Raw genomic sequence first — 17,245 nt, forward strand, 5'->3', positions numbered from 1 at the left:
CTAACCCTTTCGTCCCCCGAACCCGTTCCCATTGGTCCCGCCGTTCGTCTGCCCCTGGATGAAGTTTCCCGGGAGGGAGAACGTCGGCGTCGGGATGGTGCCGCCGGTGGTGACCCCGGTGGTGCCTCCGGGGTCCCCGTTCGTGCCGCCGTCAGTGAGACCGCCGATCAGTCCCCCGATGACCCCGCCCGTGTGGTCCCCGTTGTTCCCGTCGTTGTTCCCCCCTCGGCCTTTTCCCCGGTCGCCCCCCTTGTTGTCGTCGGGGATGTCGACCAGTTGGAAGTCCGGTGCGGGCTTGCCCTCCAGGGCGCCGGTCATCATGTCGCGCCAGATCGGTCCGGGGACCTGACCGCCGTAGACCTTGTCGTGCGGGACGCCGCCGATGGTGATGTTGACCATCTGCCGCTTGTGCTGCGGGTCGCCGACCCAGACCGCGCCCGCCATGTTCGGGGTGTATCCGACGAACCAGGCCGCGTACCGCTTGTCCGTCGTACCGGTCTTGCCCGCGCTCGGGCGGGCGCCGAGACCGGCCTCCTGACCCGTGCCGTCCTCGACCACGCCCTTCAGGAGTGTGCTCACGGTGTCGGCGGTCTTCTCCGACATCGCGCGCGAGCAGGTCGACTTCGGCACCTCGAGGGACTTCGTCTCGCTGCCGACCGTCTGGGTGATCGACTCGATGGCGACCGGGGTGCAGTACATACCGCGCGAGGCGAAGGTGGCGTAGGCGTTCGCCATCGTCAGCGGGGACATCTCCTGGGTGCCGAGCGCGATGGAGGGGGCCTGGTCGATCTTGCGGCCGTCGGCGCGCTCCACTCCCATCTTCTGTGCCATGTCGGTGACGGGACAGATGCCGATGTCGCTGATCAGCTGCACGTAGTAGGTGTTGACCGACTTGGCGGTCGCCTCCTTCATGCCGTACGGGCCGTGCTCCGAGGTGTTCTCGTTGGTCAGCTTGGCCGGCTTGGCCGGGTCGTTGTGCCAGGTCTTGCCGTCGCACGCGGCCACCGGGCTCGGGTAGGGCATCGAGTACGGCGACGAGTACTCCTGCGTCGGCGGCTTGCCGCCCTCGATGGCGGCTGCCGCCACGATCGGCTTGAACGTCGAACCGGGCTGGTAGCCGGCGCCGCCGCCCCTGTTCTGGTTCACCGACAGGTTGATCTGCGTCTCGTTCCTGCCGAAGCCGTACGGACGGGACTGGCCCATGGCGAGGATCTTGCCGGTGCCGGGCTCGACGATGGTCGCGGCGGTGGCCACGGCGTCGCTCTTGTAGACGTGGTCCTTGATGGACGCCTGGACCGATTTCTGCGACTGCGGGTCGAGCGTCGTGCGGATCGTCAGACCGCCTCGGTTCCACAGCTTCGCCCGGTCCTCCCGGGTCTTGCCGAAGACCTTGTCGGTCAGGAAGATCTCGCGCACGTAGTCGCAGAAGAAGCCGGCGCCGTCGACCGCGGTGATGCAGCCGTTCTTGGGCTGACTGGGGTGCAGCCCGAGCGGCTTCCCCTTGGCCCTGTCGGCCTCGGCCTGGGAGACGTCCCCGACCTCGGCCATGCGCTGCAGGACGGTGTTGCGGCGCTTGGTGGCCTCTGCCTCGTCGTTGACCGGGTCGTAGCGGCTCGGGGACTGGACGATGCCGGCCAGCAGCGCGGATTCCTGCAGGTTCAGGTCCTTGGCGTGCTTGGAGAAGTAGCGCTGGGCGGCGGCCTCGACACCGTAGGCCTGCTCGCCGAAGAAGGTGATGTTCAGGTAGTTCTCGAGGATCTTCTTCTTGCCGAGCTTCTCCTCGATCTGGATCGCGTACTTCAGCTCGCGGACCTTGCGGCCCAGGGTCTGCTGGGTGGCCTCGGCGACCTTCGTCGGGTCGTCGCCGGCCTCCTCGATGAAGTAGTTCTTCACCAGCTGCTGGGTGAGCGTGGAGGCGCCCTGGGAGACCCCGCCGCTCTGCGCGTTCTTGTTCAGGGCGCGCAGCACGCCCTTGAGGTCGATCGCGCCGTGCTTGTAGAAGCGCGAGTCCTCGATCGCGACGATCGACTTCTGCATGTACGGCGAAATGTCCTTGAGGTCCACCACCGTACGGTCGCGGGAGTAGACGGCCGCGATCTGGTTGCCCTTGCTGTCCAGGATGGTGGTGCGCTGGCTGAGCTGGGGGCTCTTGAGGTTGGCCGGGATCTCGTCGAAGCCCTTGACCGAGCCCTTGGCCGCGAGGCCCAGCGCGCCGGCCGCGGGCAGCGCGATGCCCGCCATCACGGCTCCCGCGAGCACACTGACACCGAGGAACTTGGCGGCCTGCTGTGTTGCCGACAGACCACTGCCCGAGCGCTTCTTTGGCATGGGGGCAGCCTAATCCGTACTCCTGAGCGTTCCGATGGAGCGACCGCTTCTCGGGATGTTCGGGTGCCGGATCGTGATGTCCGAGATGCCGGAGATGTCCGGCCCGGGGCGTTTCAGGGCACGCCGGAGGAGTGCTGCCGCGCCACGGCGCGGCAAAGCACGGTGCCTACCTTCTCATTCGCCGGACACGCGCGCAGGCCTTGGCCTAAGCTGCTCTCAACTGTCACGGCAGTGCGGCCACGTATCAATACGTCCGGCGACCCCGAATCGTTCTGGAAGTACCCCGACTTTCTGGTGGGGGCGTGTCCGAATCCGCCTCGTGTGTTACCCGGTGCCCGATGTGGCGCACCATAGCTGTCCCGGTTTGCCGGGATGATCACGCATGTCGTCAGCTCACTCCCGCGGGTGATCTGCCGCTTACCCATAGTCCGTTCGGGCCATTCAAGATTGGGCCCGAAGGGGGTGTTGCGCTGTCCCCGCCTTCCGTAACGTCCTCAACTGGCGGCGGTGAATATGCCGCTGCCGCCGTGGGGGAGCCTCGATTCGGGAGAGGACGGCGCCGGTATGGGCTGGGTAACCGACTGGAGTGCGCAGGCTGCCTGCCGCACTACCGATCCGGATGAACTGTTCGTTCAAGGAGCAGCGCAGAACAGGGCCAAGGCAGTGTGCACCGGATGTCCGGTACGCACCGAATGCCTGGCCGATGCGCTGGACAACCGCGTCGAATTCGGCGTGTGGGGAGGCATGACGGAGCGGGAGCGCCGCGCACTGCTGCGCCGGCGGCCCACCGTGACCTCGTGGCGGAGGCTGTTGGAGACCGCCCGCTCGGAGTATGAGCGGGGCGTCGGCATCCTGCCCCTCGACAGCGACGAGGTGTACGAGAACTACGCGGCGGTGAGCTGAGGGCATCGGCTCGCGGCGGGCACCCAGGACCGCTCCGACCGGGCGAAAGCCACGGGAAGCAACGGTCGGACCTGCGTCCTGGGACAACACCTGCAGGACCTGCGCCGGGGGAAGCGGCGGCGCGTATCGGGCGGGCGAGGGTGGTCCGGCCCGGTGTGAGGCCCGTGTGCGGCCTGCGACGGCCTCTTGTCACGGCCGTCGCTGCGACGGCGCTGTACGCCTGCCGCCACGACAGCCTCGTGAGCCTGCCGGTGGTAGCCCCGTATGCGTCTGTCGCTACGGCAGCCCTCGTATACGTCTGTTACGTCTGTCGCTAGGGCAGCTCCGCGTGCCCCGCCGCCAGTCGGTCGCCGATGGTACGCAGGCCCGTGAGGTCGTGGACGTCTCCGGGGAGCGCGGGTACCTCGACGACCGCCACTTCGGGGTGGCGGGCGGCGAAGCGGTCACGCGTGCGCTGCTCGCGTGAGAGCAGCTGCATGCGATCGGCGTGCAGCCTCAGCAGGCCTGCGGTGAGCTGGTCGACGGATCGCTCCGGGTCCGCGGCGGGAGAGCTGTCGGCCGTGATGGCGGGGGAGCCTTCGTCCGTGGCGGCGGGGGAGCCGTCGTCCGGAGCCGGTGTCGCCGAAGCGGGAGGTTCTGAACTGCCGTACGTGTCGGGAGAGTTACGAAGTCCAGCTTTCCCGCCGCCCTGATCCACAATGCGGGGTTCCTCAAGATTTTCCGCGGCGGCGAGCGCCCGCTCGGCCGACAGCCGGCCGGCGCCGCTGCCATGGACCCGGTTGAGGACCAGACCCACCAGCGGCATGTCCTCGGCGGCCAGCCGCTCCACGAAGTACGCGGCCTCGCGCAGCGCGTCCCGCTCCGGGGCCGCCACCACCAGGAACGCCGTACCCGGCGCCTGCAGCAGTTTGTACGTGGCGTCCGCGCGCGTACGGAAACCGCCGAAGGTGGTGTCCATCGCGGCCACGAACGTCTGGACGTCCTTCAGCAGCTGGCCGCCCAGCAGCTTGCCCAGCGTGCCGGTCATCATCGACATGCCGACATTGAGGAAGGCCATCCCCGCGCGTCCGCCGAGTTTGGCGGGGGCGGTCAGCAGGCGGATCAGGCGGCCGTCCAGGAAGGAACCGAGCCGCTTGGGCGCGTCCAGGAAGTCCAGCGCCGAGCGGGAGGGCGGGGTGTCGACCACGATCAGGTCCCACTCGTCCTTCGCCCGCAGCTGGCCCAGCTTCTCCATCGCCATGTACTCCTGCGTGCCCGCGAAGCCCGCCGAGAGCGACTGGTAGAAGGGGTTGGCCAGGATCGCGGCCGCCCGCTCGGGGTCCGCGTGCGCCTCGACGACCTCGTCGAAGGTGCGCTTCATGTCGAGCATCATGGCGTGCAGTTCGCCGCCCGTCCGTCGCTCGCCATCGCCCTCGGCCGAATCGCTGCGCGCTGCCTCTCCGCGATCCTCGGTGCCCTTCACCCGCCGCGGCACGTTGTCCAGGGAGTCGATGCCCATCGACTGGGCGAGGCGCCGGGCAGGGTCGATGGTGAGGACGACCACCTTGCGGCCCCGCTCGGCGGCTCTGAGGCCCAGTGCCGCCGCGGTCGTCGTCTTGCCGACCCCGCCCGAGCCGCAGCACACCACGATCCGGGTCTTCCGGTCGTCCAGCAGGAGGTCGATGTCGAGCACCCGCGCGGGGGAAAGGCGGGGGCGGGCGGCGTCCTGCGCCTCGGACGGGTCCGGACTCATGACAACCCCTGCTTCCCCAGCTCGGTGGCGAGTTCGTACAGGCCCGCCAGGTCCACGCCCTCGGCGAGCAGCGGCAGTTCGTGCATCGGCAGGCCCAGCTCGCCGAGGACCGCGCGCTGCTCCTGCTCCAGCGCATAGCGCTCGGCGTACTCCGCGGCCTGCTCCAGCAGCGGGTCCACCAGCCGCTCGGCGTTCCCGCCCCGCCGTGCGCCGCCGAGCCCGGCGGCCGACAGCGCCCGGGCAAGAGTGGAACGCGGCACGGTCCGTACGAGTTCCAGATCGGCCGCGTCCAGCACCTCGGGCCGGACCATGTTCACGATGACCCTGCCCACCGGCAGCCGCGCCGCCCGGAGTTCGGCGATGCCGTCGGCGGTCTCCTGGACCGGCATCTCCTCCAGCAGCGTCACCAGGTGCACCGCCGTCTCCGGCGACTTCAGCACCCGCATCACGGCCTGCGCCTGATTGTGTATCGGGCCGATCTTCGCAAGGCCCGCCACCTCGTCGTTGACGTTCAGGAAGCGGGTGATGCGGCCGGTCGGCGGGGCGTCCATGACGACGTAGTCGTACGTGAAGCGCCCGCTCCTGTCCTTGCGGCGCACCGCCTCGCACGCCTTGCCGGTGAGCAGGACGTCTCTCAGCCCGGGCGCGACGGTGGTGGCGAAGTCGATCGCGCCGAGCTTCTTCAGGGCCCGGCCCGCGCCACCGAGCTTGTAGAACATCTGGAGGTAGTCCAGAAGGGCCAGTTCGGGGTCGATGGCCAGGGCGTACACCTCCCCGCCCCCGGGAGCGACCGCGATCTTCCGCTCCTCGTAGGGCAGCGCCTCCGTCTCGAAGAGCTGGGCGATGCCCTGCCGACCCTCGACCTCCACGAGAAGCGTCCGCTTCCCCTCGGTCGCGAGGGTCAGCGCGAGTGCGGCGGCGACCGTCGTCTTTCCGGTCCCGCCCTTGCCGCTGACGACCTGGAGCCTGCTCACGCCTTCGAGCCTAACCAGTCCGGCCGACAGCCACGCGGGAGGCTGTGGACAACGGCACCCCCGGCCGTCCGCGGGTCCCCCGGGTCACAGCGGCTACAGTCGGCCCATGACCAAGTGGGAATACGCAACCGTGCCGCTGCTCGTCCATGCCACGAAGCAGATTCTGGACACCTGGGGCGAGGACGGCTGGGAGCTCGTCCAGGTCGTGCCCGGGCCCAACCCCGAACAGCTCGTGGCCTACCTGAAGCGGGAGAAGCAGGCATGAGCGCGGTAGAGGCCAAGCTGGCCGAACTGGGCCTGACCCTGCCGGAGGTCGTACCGCCGCTGGCCGCGTACCAGCCCGCGGTGCAGTCCGGCGTGTACGTGTACACCGCCGGCCAGCTGCCGATGGTCGAGGGCAAGCTGCCGGTCACCGGCAAGGTGGGCGCCGAGGTCACGGCGGAGGAGGCCAAGGACCTGGCCCGCACCTGCGCGCTGAACGCACTGGCCGCCGTGAAGTCCGTGACCGGCGACCTGGACCGCATCGCGCGCGTCGTGAAGGTCGTCGGCTTCGTCGCCTCCGCCTCCGACTTCACCGGGCAGCCCGGTGTCGTCAACGGCGCCAGCGAGCTGCTCGGCGAGGTGCTCGGCGACAAGGGCGTGCACGCCCGCAGCGCGGTGGGCGTCGCGGTGCTGCCGCTGGACGCGCCGGTGGAGGTCGAGATCCAGGTCGAGCTGGTTCCGTAACCCGCCCCGCCCCCCTGCCGCAGCCCCTCTGACCTCGGGTACCTCTCGAACATTCGCCCTATACGGGATAGCCTCCGGCCATGGCGAATGGGCAGTGGTACCCCGAGGAGTGGCCCGACCGCATCCGCGCGCACGCGGCCGGCACCCTCACACCGGTGACCCCCAAACGCGCGGCCACGGTGCTGCTCCTGAAGGACACCCCGGACGGCCCCGTCGTCCACATGCTGCGCAGACGCGCCTCCATGGCCTTCGCCGGAGGCGCGTACGCGTATCCCGGCGGCGGTGTCGACCCGCGCGACGACGACCGTCGGGTCCGCTGGGCGGGCCCCACGCGCGCGTGGTGGGCGAAGAGGCTGGGCGTCGACGAGACCGGCGCCCAGGCGATCGTCTGCGCGGCCGTGCGGGAGACGTACGAGGAGGCGGGCGTCCTGCTCGCCGGGCCCGACCCCGACTCGGTCGTCGGCGACACCACCGGGGACGACTGGGAGGCGGACCGCGCGGCCCTGGTCGCGCGCGAGCTGTCCTTCGCCGAGTTCCTGGACCGCCGCGGTCTGGTGCTGCGCTCCGACCTGCTGGGTGCCTGGACCCGCTGGATCACCCCCGAGTTCGAGTCCCGCCGGTACGACACCTGGTTCTTCGTGGCCGCCCTCCCCGAGGGCCAGCGCACCCGCAACGCCTCCACGGAGGCCGACCGCACGGTGTGGATCCGCCCGGCTGAGGCCGCCGCCGGGTACGACAAGGGCGAGCTGCTGATGATGCCGCCCACCATCGCCACCCTGCGCCAGCTCCTCCCGCACGCCACCGCAGCCGAGGCGCTCGCCGCCGCGCCCGGGCGGGACATGACCCCGGTGCTGGCGCGCGCCCGCCTGGAGGACGGCGAGATCGTGCTGACCTGGCCGGGGCACGACGAGTTCACCAAGCACGTCCCGACCGCTCCGAGCACCGGTGGAGGCCCCGCATGACCGACGCAGCAGCCCTGCCCGGCCAGCCCCGCGGCGCGGTGCTCTCGGGCCCCGCGACCGAACGGGCCGTCAATGTGCTGGCCCCCAACGCCTCCGCGATGACCCTGGACGGCACCAACACCTGGATCGTCGCCGAGCCCGACTCCGACCTGGCCGTGGTGATCGACCCGGGCCCCCTGGACGGCGGCCACCTGCGCACCGTGGTGGACACGGCCGAGAGGGCCGGCAAGCGCGTCGCCCTCACGCTGCTCACCCACGGCCACCCCGACCACGCCGAGGGCGCCGGCCGCTTCGCCGAGCTGACCGGCACGCGCGTGCGTGCCCTCGATCCGGCGCTGCGGCTCGGCGACGAGGGACTGGCCGCCGGGGACGTGGTCACCGTCGGCGGCCTGGAGCTGAGGGTCGTACCGACCCCCGGGCACACCGCGGACTCGCTGTGCTTCCATCTCCCGGCCGACCGGGCCGTGCTGACCGGCGACACGATCCTCGGGCGCGGTACGACGGTCGTGGCGCACCCCGACGGCCGCCTGGGGGACTATCTGGACTCCCTGCGCCGCCTGAGGTCGCTGACGGTCGACGACGGCGTGCACACGGTCCTGCCGGGCCACGGGCCGGTCCTGGAGGACGCCCAGGGCGCCGTCGAGTTCTACCTCGCCCACCGGGCCCATCGCCTCGCCCAGGTCGAGACGGCCGTCGAGGACGGCCACCGCACGCCCGCCGAGGTCGTCGCCCACGTGTACGCCGACGTGGACCGCTCCTTGTGGCCGGCGGCCGAGCTGTCGGTGCGGGCCCAGCTGGAGTACCTGCGCGAGCACGGGCTGATCTAGGGCCCGTCCGGACGGGGAGCCTCCAGGGCGGCAGGGGAAGCCTTCAGCCCGGACGGGAGCTTCGGCCGGGGCGGGGGGCTTCAGTCCGGGCGGGGCGCCTTGACGCCGTGCACGCGCGCGTACTCCTCGGCGAGCCAGGGCCCGAGGTCGTCCACGTACGACCGCAGGACGTCCGGGTCGCCGACGGGCTCGCTTCCGTACTCCGCCGCCCCGCGCAGCTGTGCGGCCCGCTGCGGGTAGTACGTGCCGAACGCCTCGGCCATCTCCCGCAGGTCGCTGGTCCAGCCGTTCCAGCGGGGCATCACGAGGGTGAAGCCGGTGCGCACGAGATGCCGGGACATGAAGCGCACCAGGGGGCGCAGGGCCTCCTCGGTGTCCCCGGCGGCGGCGATCCGCTCCCGCCAGCGGGGGAGGAGAAGCGCGAGGTCGCCGTTGGTCTCGCGGGCGAGCAGGGAGGAGGGGCGGTAGCGGGGCAGGTACTCGGCGAGGTCGTCCCCGAGCAGCGGGGTGCACAGGCAGGCGACGAACCAGCCGAGGTCGTAGGTCTCCAGGTCGCTCAGCAGCCGCGCCCGGCCGTACAGCAGCGTGCCCACGCCGTCGATCTGCGGGAACTCCTTGTCGAGCGCCTCGCCGAGGGTACGCACGGCCTCCCGGTCGGCGTCGGCCGGCTCCTCGCGCAGGGCGACCAGCAGATCCAGGTCGCTGCGCCCCACGCGCGCGGTGCCGCGCGGAACCGACCCGTAGAGGTACGCGCTGTGCAGCCGGGCGCCGAAGAGGTCCAGCAGCCCGTCGCGGGCGGCGGCCACGACCGGACGGAACACGTGCGGCACGCGCGCGAGGGAGCCTTCGCGCTCGATGCAGCCCTGGTCGTCGAGACCTCTGCGGGGAACGGTTTCGGCCATGGGGCCACTGTGCCCGGTCCCCACCGCCGTGACAGGTGATTTACGGCGGGCCTGCGCCGGTATTTCGGGCCGGCCCGGCGGAAGACCGGCCCGTCCGGCGTCCGAGGACGAGGACCGCTCGGAGAGGAAGGGGAGTCGGGGGCCGCAGCCCGCGGTGACCGCTCACAGGGGAGGCGGGGGTCCGGGGCCGCAGCCCACGGTGACCGCTCACAGAGGAAGCCGTGTCCGGGGGCGGCAACCCACGGGGATCTCGGCGACGAGTCCTCAGCGCGACCGCTTCGCGAGCCTTTCGACGTCCAGCAGGATCACGGCCCGCGCCTCCAGGCGGAGCCACCCGCGCTGGGCGAAGTCGGCCAGTGCCTTGTTCACGGTCTCGCGCGAGGCGCCGACCAGCTGGGCCAGCTCCTCCTGCGTCAGGTCGTGGACGACGTGGATGCCCTCCTCGGACTGCACGCCGAAGCGGCGGGAGAGGTCCAGCAGGGCACGGGCCACACGGCCGGGGACGTCGGAGAAGACCAGGTCGGACATGGCGTCGTTGGTCTTGCGCAGGCGGCGCGCGACGGCGCGCAGCAGGGCGGTGGCCACCTCGGGGCGGGCATTCAGCCAGGGCTGGAGGTCGCCGTGGCCGAGACCGAGCAGCTTGACCTCGGTCAGCGCGGTCGCGGTCGCCGTGCGCGGGCCGGGGTCGAACAGCGACAGTTCACCGATCAGCTCGCCGGGGCCGACGACGGCGAGCATGTTCTCGCGGCCGTCGGGGGAGGTGCGGTGGAGCTTGACCTTGCCCTCGGTGACGACGTAGAGCCGGTCGCCCGGGTCGCCCTCGTGGAACAGGGAGTCTCCACGTGCGAGGGTCACCTCACTCATGGAGGCGCGCAGCTCCGCGGACTGCTCGTCATCGAGCGCCGCGAAGAGCGGGTTGCGCCGCAGAACGTCGTCCACGAGTTCTCTCCTTGTCGACCTGCTCAGGGGATCTTGCTCCCCCTTGGTACCAGGGGACCGTGCTCCCCATATTGCCGGACGGTCCAAACAGTGTGATCTGTCACAAGGATGCCGCACAGGTCTCGCGAGGTAAGCGGCAGGGGTCCAATCGGGGGCTGATCTTCCGGGTCCGGGGCGGATGTCGGTGCCGGGCTTTAGGCTGGCCGGGTGTCCAAATCGCCGGTGAGAGCACAGGCCAAGGGGGCTGGGCGGGTGTCTGTACGTCAAAATTCCGCTGTGGGCGAACAAGGCCCCGACGGTAGTAAGAAGACAGGCAAAACGGTTAAAAAGGTGGCTTCTGTCAAGAAGGTTACGCCTCCCGGGACGCCTCTGTCCGCCGAGAAGGCCGTTCCGGCCAAGAAGGCCGCTGCCAAGAAGACCGCCGCCCAGAAGGCTGCTTCCAAGGCCGCCTCCAAGAGGACGGCGCCCGCCGAGAAGGCCGCCGCGAAGAAAGCTGCGCCCGCCGAGAAGGCCGCTGCCGAGATGACCGCGCCTGCTGGGAAGGTCGCTGCCAAGAAAGCCGTGCCTGTCGGGAAGGCCGCTGCCAAGAAGGCGGTGCCTGTCGGGAAGGCCGCTGCCAAGAAGGCGGTGCCTGTCGGGAAGGCCGCTGCGAAGCCCCCGGCGCACGAGACCCGCACCGCCCTGGTCCGGCGCGCTCGCCGTATCAACCGCGAACTCGCCGAGGTCTACCCGTACGCCCACCCCGAGCTGGACTTCGAGAACCCCTTCCAGCTGCTGGTCGCCACGGTGCTCTCGGCCCAGACCACCGACCTGCGGGTCAACCAGACGACCCCGGCGCTCTTCGCCAAGTACCCCACACCCGAGGACCTCGCCGCCGCCAACCCGGAGGAGGTCGAGGAGATCCTGCGTCCCTGCGGTTTCTTCCGGGCCAAGACGAAGTCGGCGATAGGGCTCTCCAAGGCCCTCGCCGAGGACTTCGGCGGTGAGGTGCCCGGCAGGCTGGAGGACCTCGTCAAGCTGCCCGGCGTCGGCCGCAAGACCGCCTTCGTCGTGCTCGGCAACGCCTTCGGGCGGCCCGGAATCACGGTGGACACGCACTTCCAGCGGCTGGTCCGGCGCTGGCAGTGGACCGCCGAGACCGACCCGGACAAGATCGAGGCGGCCGTCGGCGCGCTGTTCCCGAAGAGCGACTGGACCGACCTGTCCCACCACGTGGTCTGGCACGGCCGCCGCATCTGCCACGCCCGCAAGCCCGCCTGCGGTGCCTGCCCCATCGCCCCGCTGTGCCCCGCCTACGGTGAGGGCGAGACCGACCCGGAGAAGGCGCAGAAGCTCCTGAAGTACGAGAAGGGCGGCTTCCCGGGCCAGCGCCTGAAGCCTCCGCAGGCCTACCTCGACGCGGGAGGCAAGCCGGCGCCGCCGCTGGGGGCCGGATGACGGAACGATCTCCGGGGCTTCGGGCGTTGGACACGGCAGGACGGGGGTGGCGATGACGTACACGAGCGACACGCACGACGGCCCGGTGGCGCTGCGCAAGGAGGGCCTGCCGGGCTGGCTGGAGCCCGTGGCGCGGGCGGCGGAGACGGTCGAGCCGATCCAGCTCAGCCGCTTTCTGCCGCCGGAGAACGGCTCGGGGCGCCAGTCGGCCGTGCTGATCCTGTTCGGCAAGGGCGAGCGCGGCCCCGAGCTGCTGCTCATGGAGCGCGCCGGTTCCCTGCGCTCGCACGCGGGCCAGCCGTCCTTCCCGGGCGGCGCCCTCGACCCGGAGGACGGAGACCCGAAGACCGAGGGGCCGCTCAGAGCCGCCCTGCGCGAGGCCGAGGAGGAGACTGGGCTCGACCCGGCCGGCGTCCAGCTCTTCGGCGTGCTGCCCGCTCTCTACATCCCGGTCAGCGGATTCGTCGTCACGCCCGTGCTCGGCTGGTGGCGCGAGCCCAGCCCGGTCGGCGTCGTCGATCCGAACGAGACGGCCCGTGTCTTCACCGTCCCCGTGGCGGATCTCACGGACCCCGTCAACCGGGTCACGGCGGTGCACCCCAGCGGCCACCGAGGCCCGGCATTTCTGGTCGAATCGGCCCTGGTCTGGGGTTTCACGGCCGGAGTGATCGACCGCCTGCTGCACTACGCGGGCTGGGAGCGCCCCTGGGACAGGGAGAAGCAGGTCCCGCTCGACTGGCGGTCATGACAGGGTGTCGTCCGTGCTGTGTTTTTCCGGGTGCTGTGAGCTGTGTTCTTCCGGGTGCCCGGACCAGGGCGGCTGTTGCGCGGGCTCCCGGATCCCCGGCCGGGGTGCTGGGACCGGAGTGGATAGGCGAGGCCTGAAGCGGTGAACGTGCTGGACATCCTGTTGCTGGTGGCGGCCGTGTGGTTCGCGGTCGTGGGCTACCGGCAGGGCTTCGTCGTCGGCATCCTGTCGGTGATCGGGTTCCTCGGCGGCGGTCTCGTGGCCGTGTACGCACTGCCCGTCATCTGGGACGCCGTGACCGACAACGCGCAGGTCGGCACCACCGCCGCCGTCGTCGCCGTGGTCGTCGTCATCGTCTGCGCCTCCATCGGCCAGGCCCTGACCACCCACCTCGGCAACAAGCTCCGCCGCCACATCACCTGGTCCCCGGCCCGCGCCCTGGACGCCACCGGCGGCGCTCTGGTCAACGTCGTCGCGATGCTGCTGGTCGCCTGGCTGATCGGCTCCGCCCTCGCCGGTACGACCCTGCCGACGCTCGGCAAGGAGGTCCGCGGCTCCAAGGTGCTCCTCGGCGTCTCCCGTGCGCTGCCCACGCAGGCCAACACCTGGTTCGCCGATTTCTCCACCGTCCTTGCGCAGAACGGCTTCCCGCAGGTCTTCAGCCCCTTCGCCAACGAGCCGATCGCCGACGTCCGGCCGCCCGACCCGGCGCTGGCGCACAGCAGGGTCACCACCCGCGCCCAGCGGTCCATCGTCAAGGTCACCGGCACCGCCCAGAGCTGCGGCAAGGTCCTGGAAGGCACCGGGTTCGTCTTCGCCGACCGCCGCGTCATGACCAACGCGCACGTCGTCGGGGGCGTCGACGCGCCCACCGTGCAGATCGGCGGGGAGGGCCGCAAGTACGCCGCCAAGGTCGTCGTCTACGACTGGAAGCGCGACATCGCAGTCCTCGACGTGCCGGACCTGAAGGCGACCGCCCTCCGGTTCTCCGCCCAGGACGCGGCCGGCGGTGACGGCGCGATCGTCGCGGGCTTCCCGGAGAACGGCTCGTACGACGTCCGCGCCGCGCGCGTGCGCGGGCGCATCTCGGCCAACGGCCCGGACATCTACCACCGCGGCACGGTCCGCCGCGACGTCTACTCCTTGTACGCGACCGTCCGTCAGGGCAACTCCGGCGGCCCGCTGCTCACGCCCCAGGGCAAGGTGTACGGCGTGGTCTTCGCCAAGTCCCTCGACGACGCCGACACCGGCTACGCCCTCACGGCGGACGAGATCCAGCAGGACATCGCCCGGGGTCGTACGGCGAACGAACAGGTGGGCACGGACAGCTGCGCCCTGTGATCCTCGGCGAGGGGGCTCAGCCGCGCGGGTGACGCAGGCGCATGGAGACCCAGCGGGCCCGGCGGCGCAGGATGCGCGGAATCCCCACCCTCAGGTCCGTCCCCGCCAGTTGCGGGGTGCCCCGCTGCGGGGAGCCCGGCCCGGCAGCGGAACGGCGGTTGCGGGGTGCGTCACTGTAGTCGTGCGTCCAGCCCATACCCCGACGTGTGCCCCTGCCCCAAGGTCTATAACCGCCTGCGCGCCCCCCAATTGGCCTATGCGGCAGGCATGTGGCCGTTCGAGGAACAAGTGTCCAGGAACCGGATACTCCACGCACCGGCCCGGTCACCGACCGGTCTTGGACGGCGACCTCCCGGAGCCCGGCCGGACGCCGGGCGCGGTCCGGGGTCTCGGCTGTCCGGGGTCTCGGCTGTCCGGGGTCTCGGCTGTCCGGGGTCTCAGCGGTCTGGCTCGGGATCCTTCAGCCAGTTGATCAGCTCGGTCGAGAAGGCCGCCGGGTCCTCCTCGTGCGGGAAGTGACCGAGACCGTCGAACAGGCGCCAGCGGTACGGGGCTTCGACGTACTCGCCCGAGCCGGCCGCGCTGCGCGTGCGGGTCACCGGGTCCAGCGAACCGTGCAGATGCAGGGTGGGCACCCGCACCGGCCGCTTCATCCTGCGGTTGAACTGGATGCCGTCCGGGCGGGCCAGCGAGCGCACCAGCCAGCGGTACGGCTCGATCGAACAATGCGCGGTGGACGGGATGCACATGGCCCGCTGGTACGTCTCCACGTCCGCGTCGTCCGGCAGTCGCGGCCCGGACCACTCGCGGATCAGCCGCCCCACCAGCGCGCCGTCGTCGGCGGTCAGCTGACGCTCCGGGATCCACGGCCGCTGGAACCCCCAGATGTAGGAACTGGCGGCCGTCTGCCGGGCGTCCCGCAGCATCGCCGCGCGCCAGCGCCGGGGGTGCGGCATCGAGACGACCGCGAGCCGCCGTACGAGCTTGGGCCGCATCGCCGCCGCCGTCCAGGCCAGATAGCCGCCCAGGTCGTGGCCGACCAGAGCGGCGTCCGGCTCGCCGAGCGAGCGGATCACGCCGGTGACGTCCAGGGCGAGGTTGGCGGGGTCGTACCCGCGCGGGGTGCGGTCGCTGCCACCGACACCGCGCAGGTCCATGGCCACGGCCCGGTAGCCCGCGTCGGCGAGCGCGACCAGCTGGTGCCGCCAGGTCCACCAGAACTGCGGGAAGCCGTGCAGCAGCAGCACCAGGGGGCCGTCGCCGAGTTCGGCGATGTGGAATCGCGCGCCGTTGGCGGCGACGTCCCGGTGCGTCACCTTTTCCCCGTGGGGAAGTTCGATTCGTACGGCCGATGCCGCTGCGGGCTCCGTCATGACGACGAGCGTGCCACAGCTTCGATGGCCTCCGGAGCCCGGTCCTGCGGCAGCTCCGGGCGCGGATGCGGCTTGGCGTTCTGCAGGACGCCCGCCGTCTCCTTCACCGAGGCGGCGACCATCTGCGGGCTCTGGCTCTTCTTGACCTTCTTCGCGAACGCCATGCCGATGAGCGCGAGGAGACCGGCGACGAGGACGTTCGCCGCGAAGGACAGCACGAAGCAGATGGCGAGGTTCCAGCCGCTCCAGGTCCGAATGCCGTACGCCAGCGCGAAGTTGAGCATCGGGAGGGAGAACAGCAGCACCATGCCGGCCGCCGTGAACGCACCGCCGCTCGTCGCGCCGCGCTTGACGTCCTGCTTGAGCTGAGCCTTGGCCAGCGCGATCTCGTCGTGCACCAGCGCCGACAAATCGGTCGTCGCCGAGGCGAACAGCTGGCCGATGCTGCGTTCGGCGCCGACCGGGCTGCCGTCGGGTGCGCTCATCGCGTTCTCCCTCTGATGTCTCGTCTGCCGTCTTGAAGACCGTCTGCCGTCTCGAAGACCGTCTTGATTTGTACCGTCTCGTCAGATCATGCCGGACGACCGTCCTCCTCGCCTGCCCCGCCCGGCACTTCCTGAAGCCCGTGGCGCGCCGCGGCGGCCTTCTCGGCGGCGGCGCGCCGGTGTTCCGCGGCCTTGTTCTCGTAGATCTTCGCCATCCGCAGGTGGTAGGCGGGGTCGTCCTGCTCGTAGACGTCCGGGATGCCGTCCCGGTCCTCGTCGCGCTCCTCGTCCTCCCACAGCCCGCGGTACCTGGCGTTGCGCATCTTCAGCAGCACCGTCGCACACAGGGCCGCGATCAGCGATCCGACGAGGACGGCCGCCTTCACCTCGTCGGTCAGCGCCGTGTCGCCCGCGAAGGCCAGCTCGCCCATGAGCAGCGAGACGGTGAAGCCGATCCCGGCGAGGGAGGCCACCGCGAAGATGTCGGCCCATTCCAGGTCCTCGCTCAGCTCGGCATGGGTGAACCGCGCGGTCAGCCAGGTGCCGCCGAAGATGCCGAGCGTCTTGCCGACGACGAGTCCGAGCACCACCCCCAGCGTCTCCGGCCTGGCGAACACGTCCCCGAGCGCCCCGCCGGTGATCGACACACCGGCGCTGAACAGCGCGAACAGTGGTACGGCGAGACCGGCCGACAGCGGCCGCACCAGGTGCTCGATGTGCTCGCCCGGCGCGTGCTGCTCGCCCTCGCGGGCGGTGCAGCGCAGCATCAGGCCCATCGCGACGCCGGCGATGGTGGCGTGCACGCCGCTGTTGTACATCAGCGCCCAGTTCACGACCGCCAGGGGCACGTACACGTACCAGCCGCGTACGCCCTTGCGCAGCAGCACCCAGAAGACCGCCAGTCCGGCGACGGCCGCGCCGAGCACGGGAAAGTCGATCCGGTCGGTGAAGAAGATCGCGATGATCAGTATCGCGAAGAGGTCGTCGACGACCGCGAGGGTCAGCAGGAAGGCCCGCAGGGCGCTGGGCAGCGAGGTGCCGATGACCGCGAGGACGGCGAGCGCGAAGGCGATGTCGGTGGCGGTGGGCACCGCCCAGCCCTGTGTGGAGCCGTGGCCGGTGAGGTTGGTGAGGGTGTACACGAGCGCCGGTACGGCCATGCCGCACAGCGCCGACACCACGGGCAGCACGGCCGCCCTGGGGGCGCGCAGGTCCCCGGCGACCAGCTCGCGCTTGAGTTCGATGCCGGCGACGAAGAAGAACACCACGAGCAGGCCGTCGGCGGCCCAGTGGGCCACGGAGAGGTCCAGGCCGAGGGCGCCGGGGCCGAAGTGGAAGTTGCTGACCGACGCGTAGCTGTGGCGCAGCGCGGGGATGTTCGCCCAGATCAGTGCCGCGACCGCCGCGACGAGGAGCAGTACGCCGCCGACCGTCTCGGTGCGCAGCGCATCCGCGACGAACGTCCGCTCGGGCAGGGACAGGCGGCCGAGGACCTTGCGGGCGGTGTTCGGGCTACGGGGCGCGGTCTTGCGGGGCGCGGCCACGGCGGGGACCTCCGGATCGGGTGG

General features: G+C 71.0%; 17 protein-coding genes. 8 read left to right on the forward strand and 9 right to left on the reverse strand.

What is annotated here, in order from left to right; all coding sequences use genetic code 11:
- Positions 1-2,328 (reverse strand): transglycosylase domain-containing protein, encoded by a 2,328-nt coding sequence (locus tag AB0H32_RS14980; RefSeq protein WP_361119486.1) that lies wholly within the window; start codon positions 2,326-2,328, stop codon positions 1-3.
- Positions 2,329-2,892: 564 nt separating this feature from the next.
- Here AB0H32_RS14980 and wblA point away from each other — a divergent pair.
- A complete protein-coding gene (gene wblA / locus AB0H32_RS14985; protein WP_361119553.1) occupies positions 2,893-3,231 on the forward strand; it encodes a transcriptional regulator WblA in 339 nt (112 codons plus the stop codon).
- A 313-nt stretch (positions 3,232-3,544) separates the two neighbouring features.
- Here wblA and AB0H32_RS14990 read toward each other — a convergent pair whose 3' ends face one another.
- Together AB0H32_RS14990 and AB0H32_RS14995 are read right to left on the reverse strand one after the other, a co-directional pair.
- A complete protein-coding gene (locus tag AB0H32_RS14990; RefSeq protein ID WP_361119488.1) occupies positions 3,545-4,963 on the reverse strand; it encodes an ArsA family ATPase in 1,419 nt (472 codons plus the stop codon).
- On the reverse strand, positions 4,960-5,937 hold the full coding sequence (locus tag AB0H32_RS14995; protein WP_361119490.1) for an ArsA-related P-loop ATPase: 978 nt from the start codon (positions 5,935-5,937) through the stop codon (positions 4,960-4,962). Before AB0H32_RS14995 ends, AB0H32_RS14990 begins: the two co-directional genes overlap by 4 nt.
- Positions 5,938-6,043: 106 nt before the next feature.
- Here AB0H32_RS14995 and AB0H32_RS15000 point away from each other — a divergent pair, with 106 nt between their 5' ends.
- From AB0H32_RS15000 to AB0H32_RS15015, 4 genes are all read left to right on the forward strand, one after another.
- Positions 6,044-6,202 carry a DUF4177 domain-containing protein gene (locus AB0H32_RS15000; protein WP_009189813.1) on the forward strand — a complete coding sequence of 53 codons (159 nt, stop codon included), beginning with the start codon at positions 6,044-6,046 and terminating at the stop codon, positions 6,200-6,202.
- Complete coding sequence (locus AB0H32_RS15005) at positions 6,199-6,663, forward strand: RidA family protein (RefSeq protein WP_361119492.1); 465 nt, start codon at positions 6,199-6,201, stop codon at positions 6,661-6,663. Before AB0H32_RS15000 ends, AB0H32_RS15005 begins: the two co-directional genes overlap by 4 nt.
- 80 nt (positions 6,664-6,743) lie before the next feature.
- Complete coding sequence (locus AB0H32_RS15010) at positions 6,744-7,625, forward strand: NUDIX hydrolase (protein WP_361119494.1); 882 nt, start codon at positions 6,744-6,746, stop codon at positions 7,623-7,625.
- The gene (locus tag AB0H32_RS15015) at positions 7,622-8,452 is read left to right on the forward strand and encodes an MBL fold metallo-hydrolase (RefSeq protein ID WP_361119496.1); all 831 of its coding nucleotides are present in this window, start codon (positions 7,622-7,624) and stop codon (positions 8,450-8,452) included. Before AB0H32_RS15010 ends, AB0H32_RS15015 begins: the two co-directional genes overlap by 4 nt.
- Before the next feature lie 80 nt (positions 8,453-8,532).
- Here AB0H32_RS15015 and AB0H32_RS15020 read toward each other — a convergent pair whose 3' ends face one another.
- Entirely contained in the window at positions 8,533-9,354 is an 822-nt protein-coding gene (locus AB0H32_RS15020) for a nucleotidyltransferase domain-containing protein (RefSeq protein WP_361119498.1), read from the reverse strand.
- 264 nt (positions 9,355-9,618) lie between these two features.
- Positions 9,619-10,293, reverse strand: coding sequence for a Crp/Fnr family transcriptional regulator (locus tag AB0H32_RS15025; protein ID WP_018547939.1), 675 nt, complete (start codon positions 10,291-10,293; stop codon positions 9,619-9,621).
- 330 nt (positions 10,294-10,623) lie between these two features.
- Between AB0H32_RS15025 and nth the strand changes: the two genes are divergently transcribed.
- The 3 genes from nth (at position 10,624) to AB0H32_RS15040 (ending at position 13,819) form a co-directional block, all read left to right on the forward strand.
- A complete protein-coding gene (nth, locus tag AB0H32_RS15030; RefSeq protein WP_361119500.1) occupies positions 10,624-11,730 on the forward strand; it encodes an endonuclease III in 1,107 nt (368 codons plus the stop codon).
- Between the two features lie 52 nt (positions 11,731-11,782).
- Positions 11,783-12,478: a CoA pyrophosphatase gene (locus tag AB0H32_RS15035; protein ID WP_361119502.1), complete on the forward strand. Its 696-nt coding sequence runs from the start codon at positions 11,783-11,785 to the stop codon at positions 12,476-12,478.
- 141 nt (positions 12,479-12,619) lie between these two features.
- Positions 12,620-13,819, forward strand: a complete 1,200-nt coding sequence (locus AB0H32_RS15040; protein ID WP_361119504.1) for a MarP family serine protease — start codon at positions 12,620-12,622, stop codon at positions 13,817-13,819.
- Positions 13,820-13,835: 16 nt separating this feature from the next.
- Here AB0H32_RS15040 and AB0H32_RS15045 read toward each other — a convergent pair whose 3' ends face one another.
- The 4 genes from AB0H32_RS15045 to nhaA all read right to left on the reverse strand — a co-directional run bounded on the left by AB0H32_RS15045 (position 13,836) and on the right by nhaA (position 17,221).
- Positions 13,836-14,015: a hypothetical protein gene (locus AB0H32_RS15045; protein WP_361119506.1), complete on the reverse strand. Its 180-nt coding sequence runs from the start codon at positions 14,013-14,015 to the stop codon at positions 13,836-13,838.
- 241 nt (positions 14,016-14,256) lie between these two features.
- On the reverse strand, positions 14,257-15,192 hold the full coding sequence (locus AB0H32_RS15050; RefSeq protein WP_361119508.1) for an alpha/beta hydrolase: 936 nt from the start codon (positions 15,190-15,192) through the stop codon (positions 14,257-14,259).
- A complete protein-coding gene (locus AB0H32_RS15055) occupies positions 15,189-15,677 on the reverse strand; it encodes a phage holin family protein (protein ID WP_361119510.1) in 489 nt (162 codons plus the stop codon). The genes AB0H32_RS15050 and AB0H32_RS15055 overlap by 4 nt, the downstream gene beginning before the upstream one ends.
- Before the next feature lie 86 nt (positions 15,678-15,763).
- Entirely contained in the window at positions 15,764-17,221 is a 1,458-nt protein-coding gene (gene nhaA, locus AB0H32_RS15060) for a Na+/H+ antiporter NhaA (protein ID WP_361119512.1), read from the reverse strand.
- Between the last annotated feature and the right edge of the window lie 24 nt (positions 17,222-17,245).

The organism is Streptomyces sp. NPDC020362, assembly GCF_040642095.1.
GTDB lineage: Bacteria > Actinomycetota > Actinomycetes > Streptomycetales > Streptomycetaceae > Streptomyces.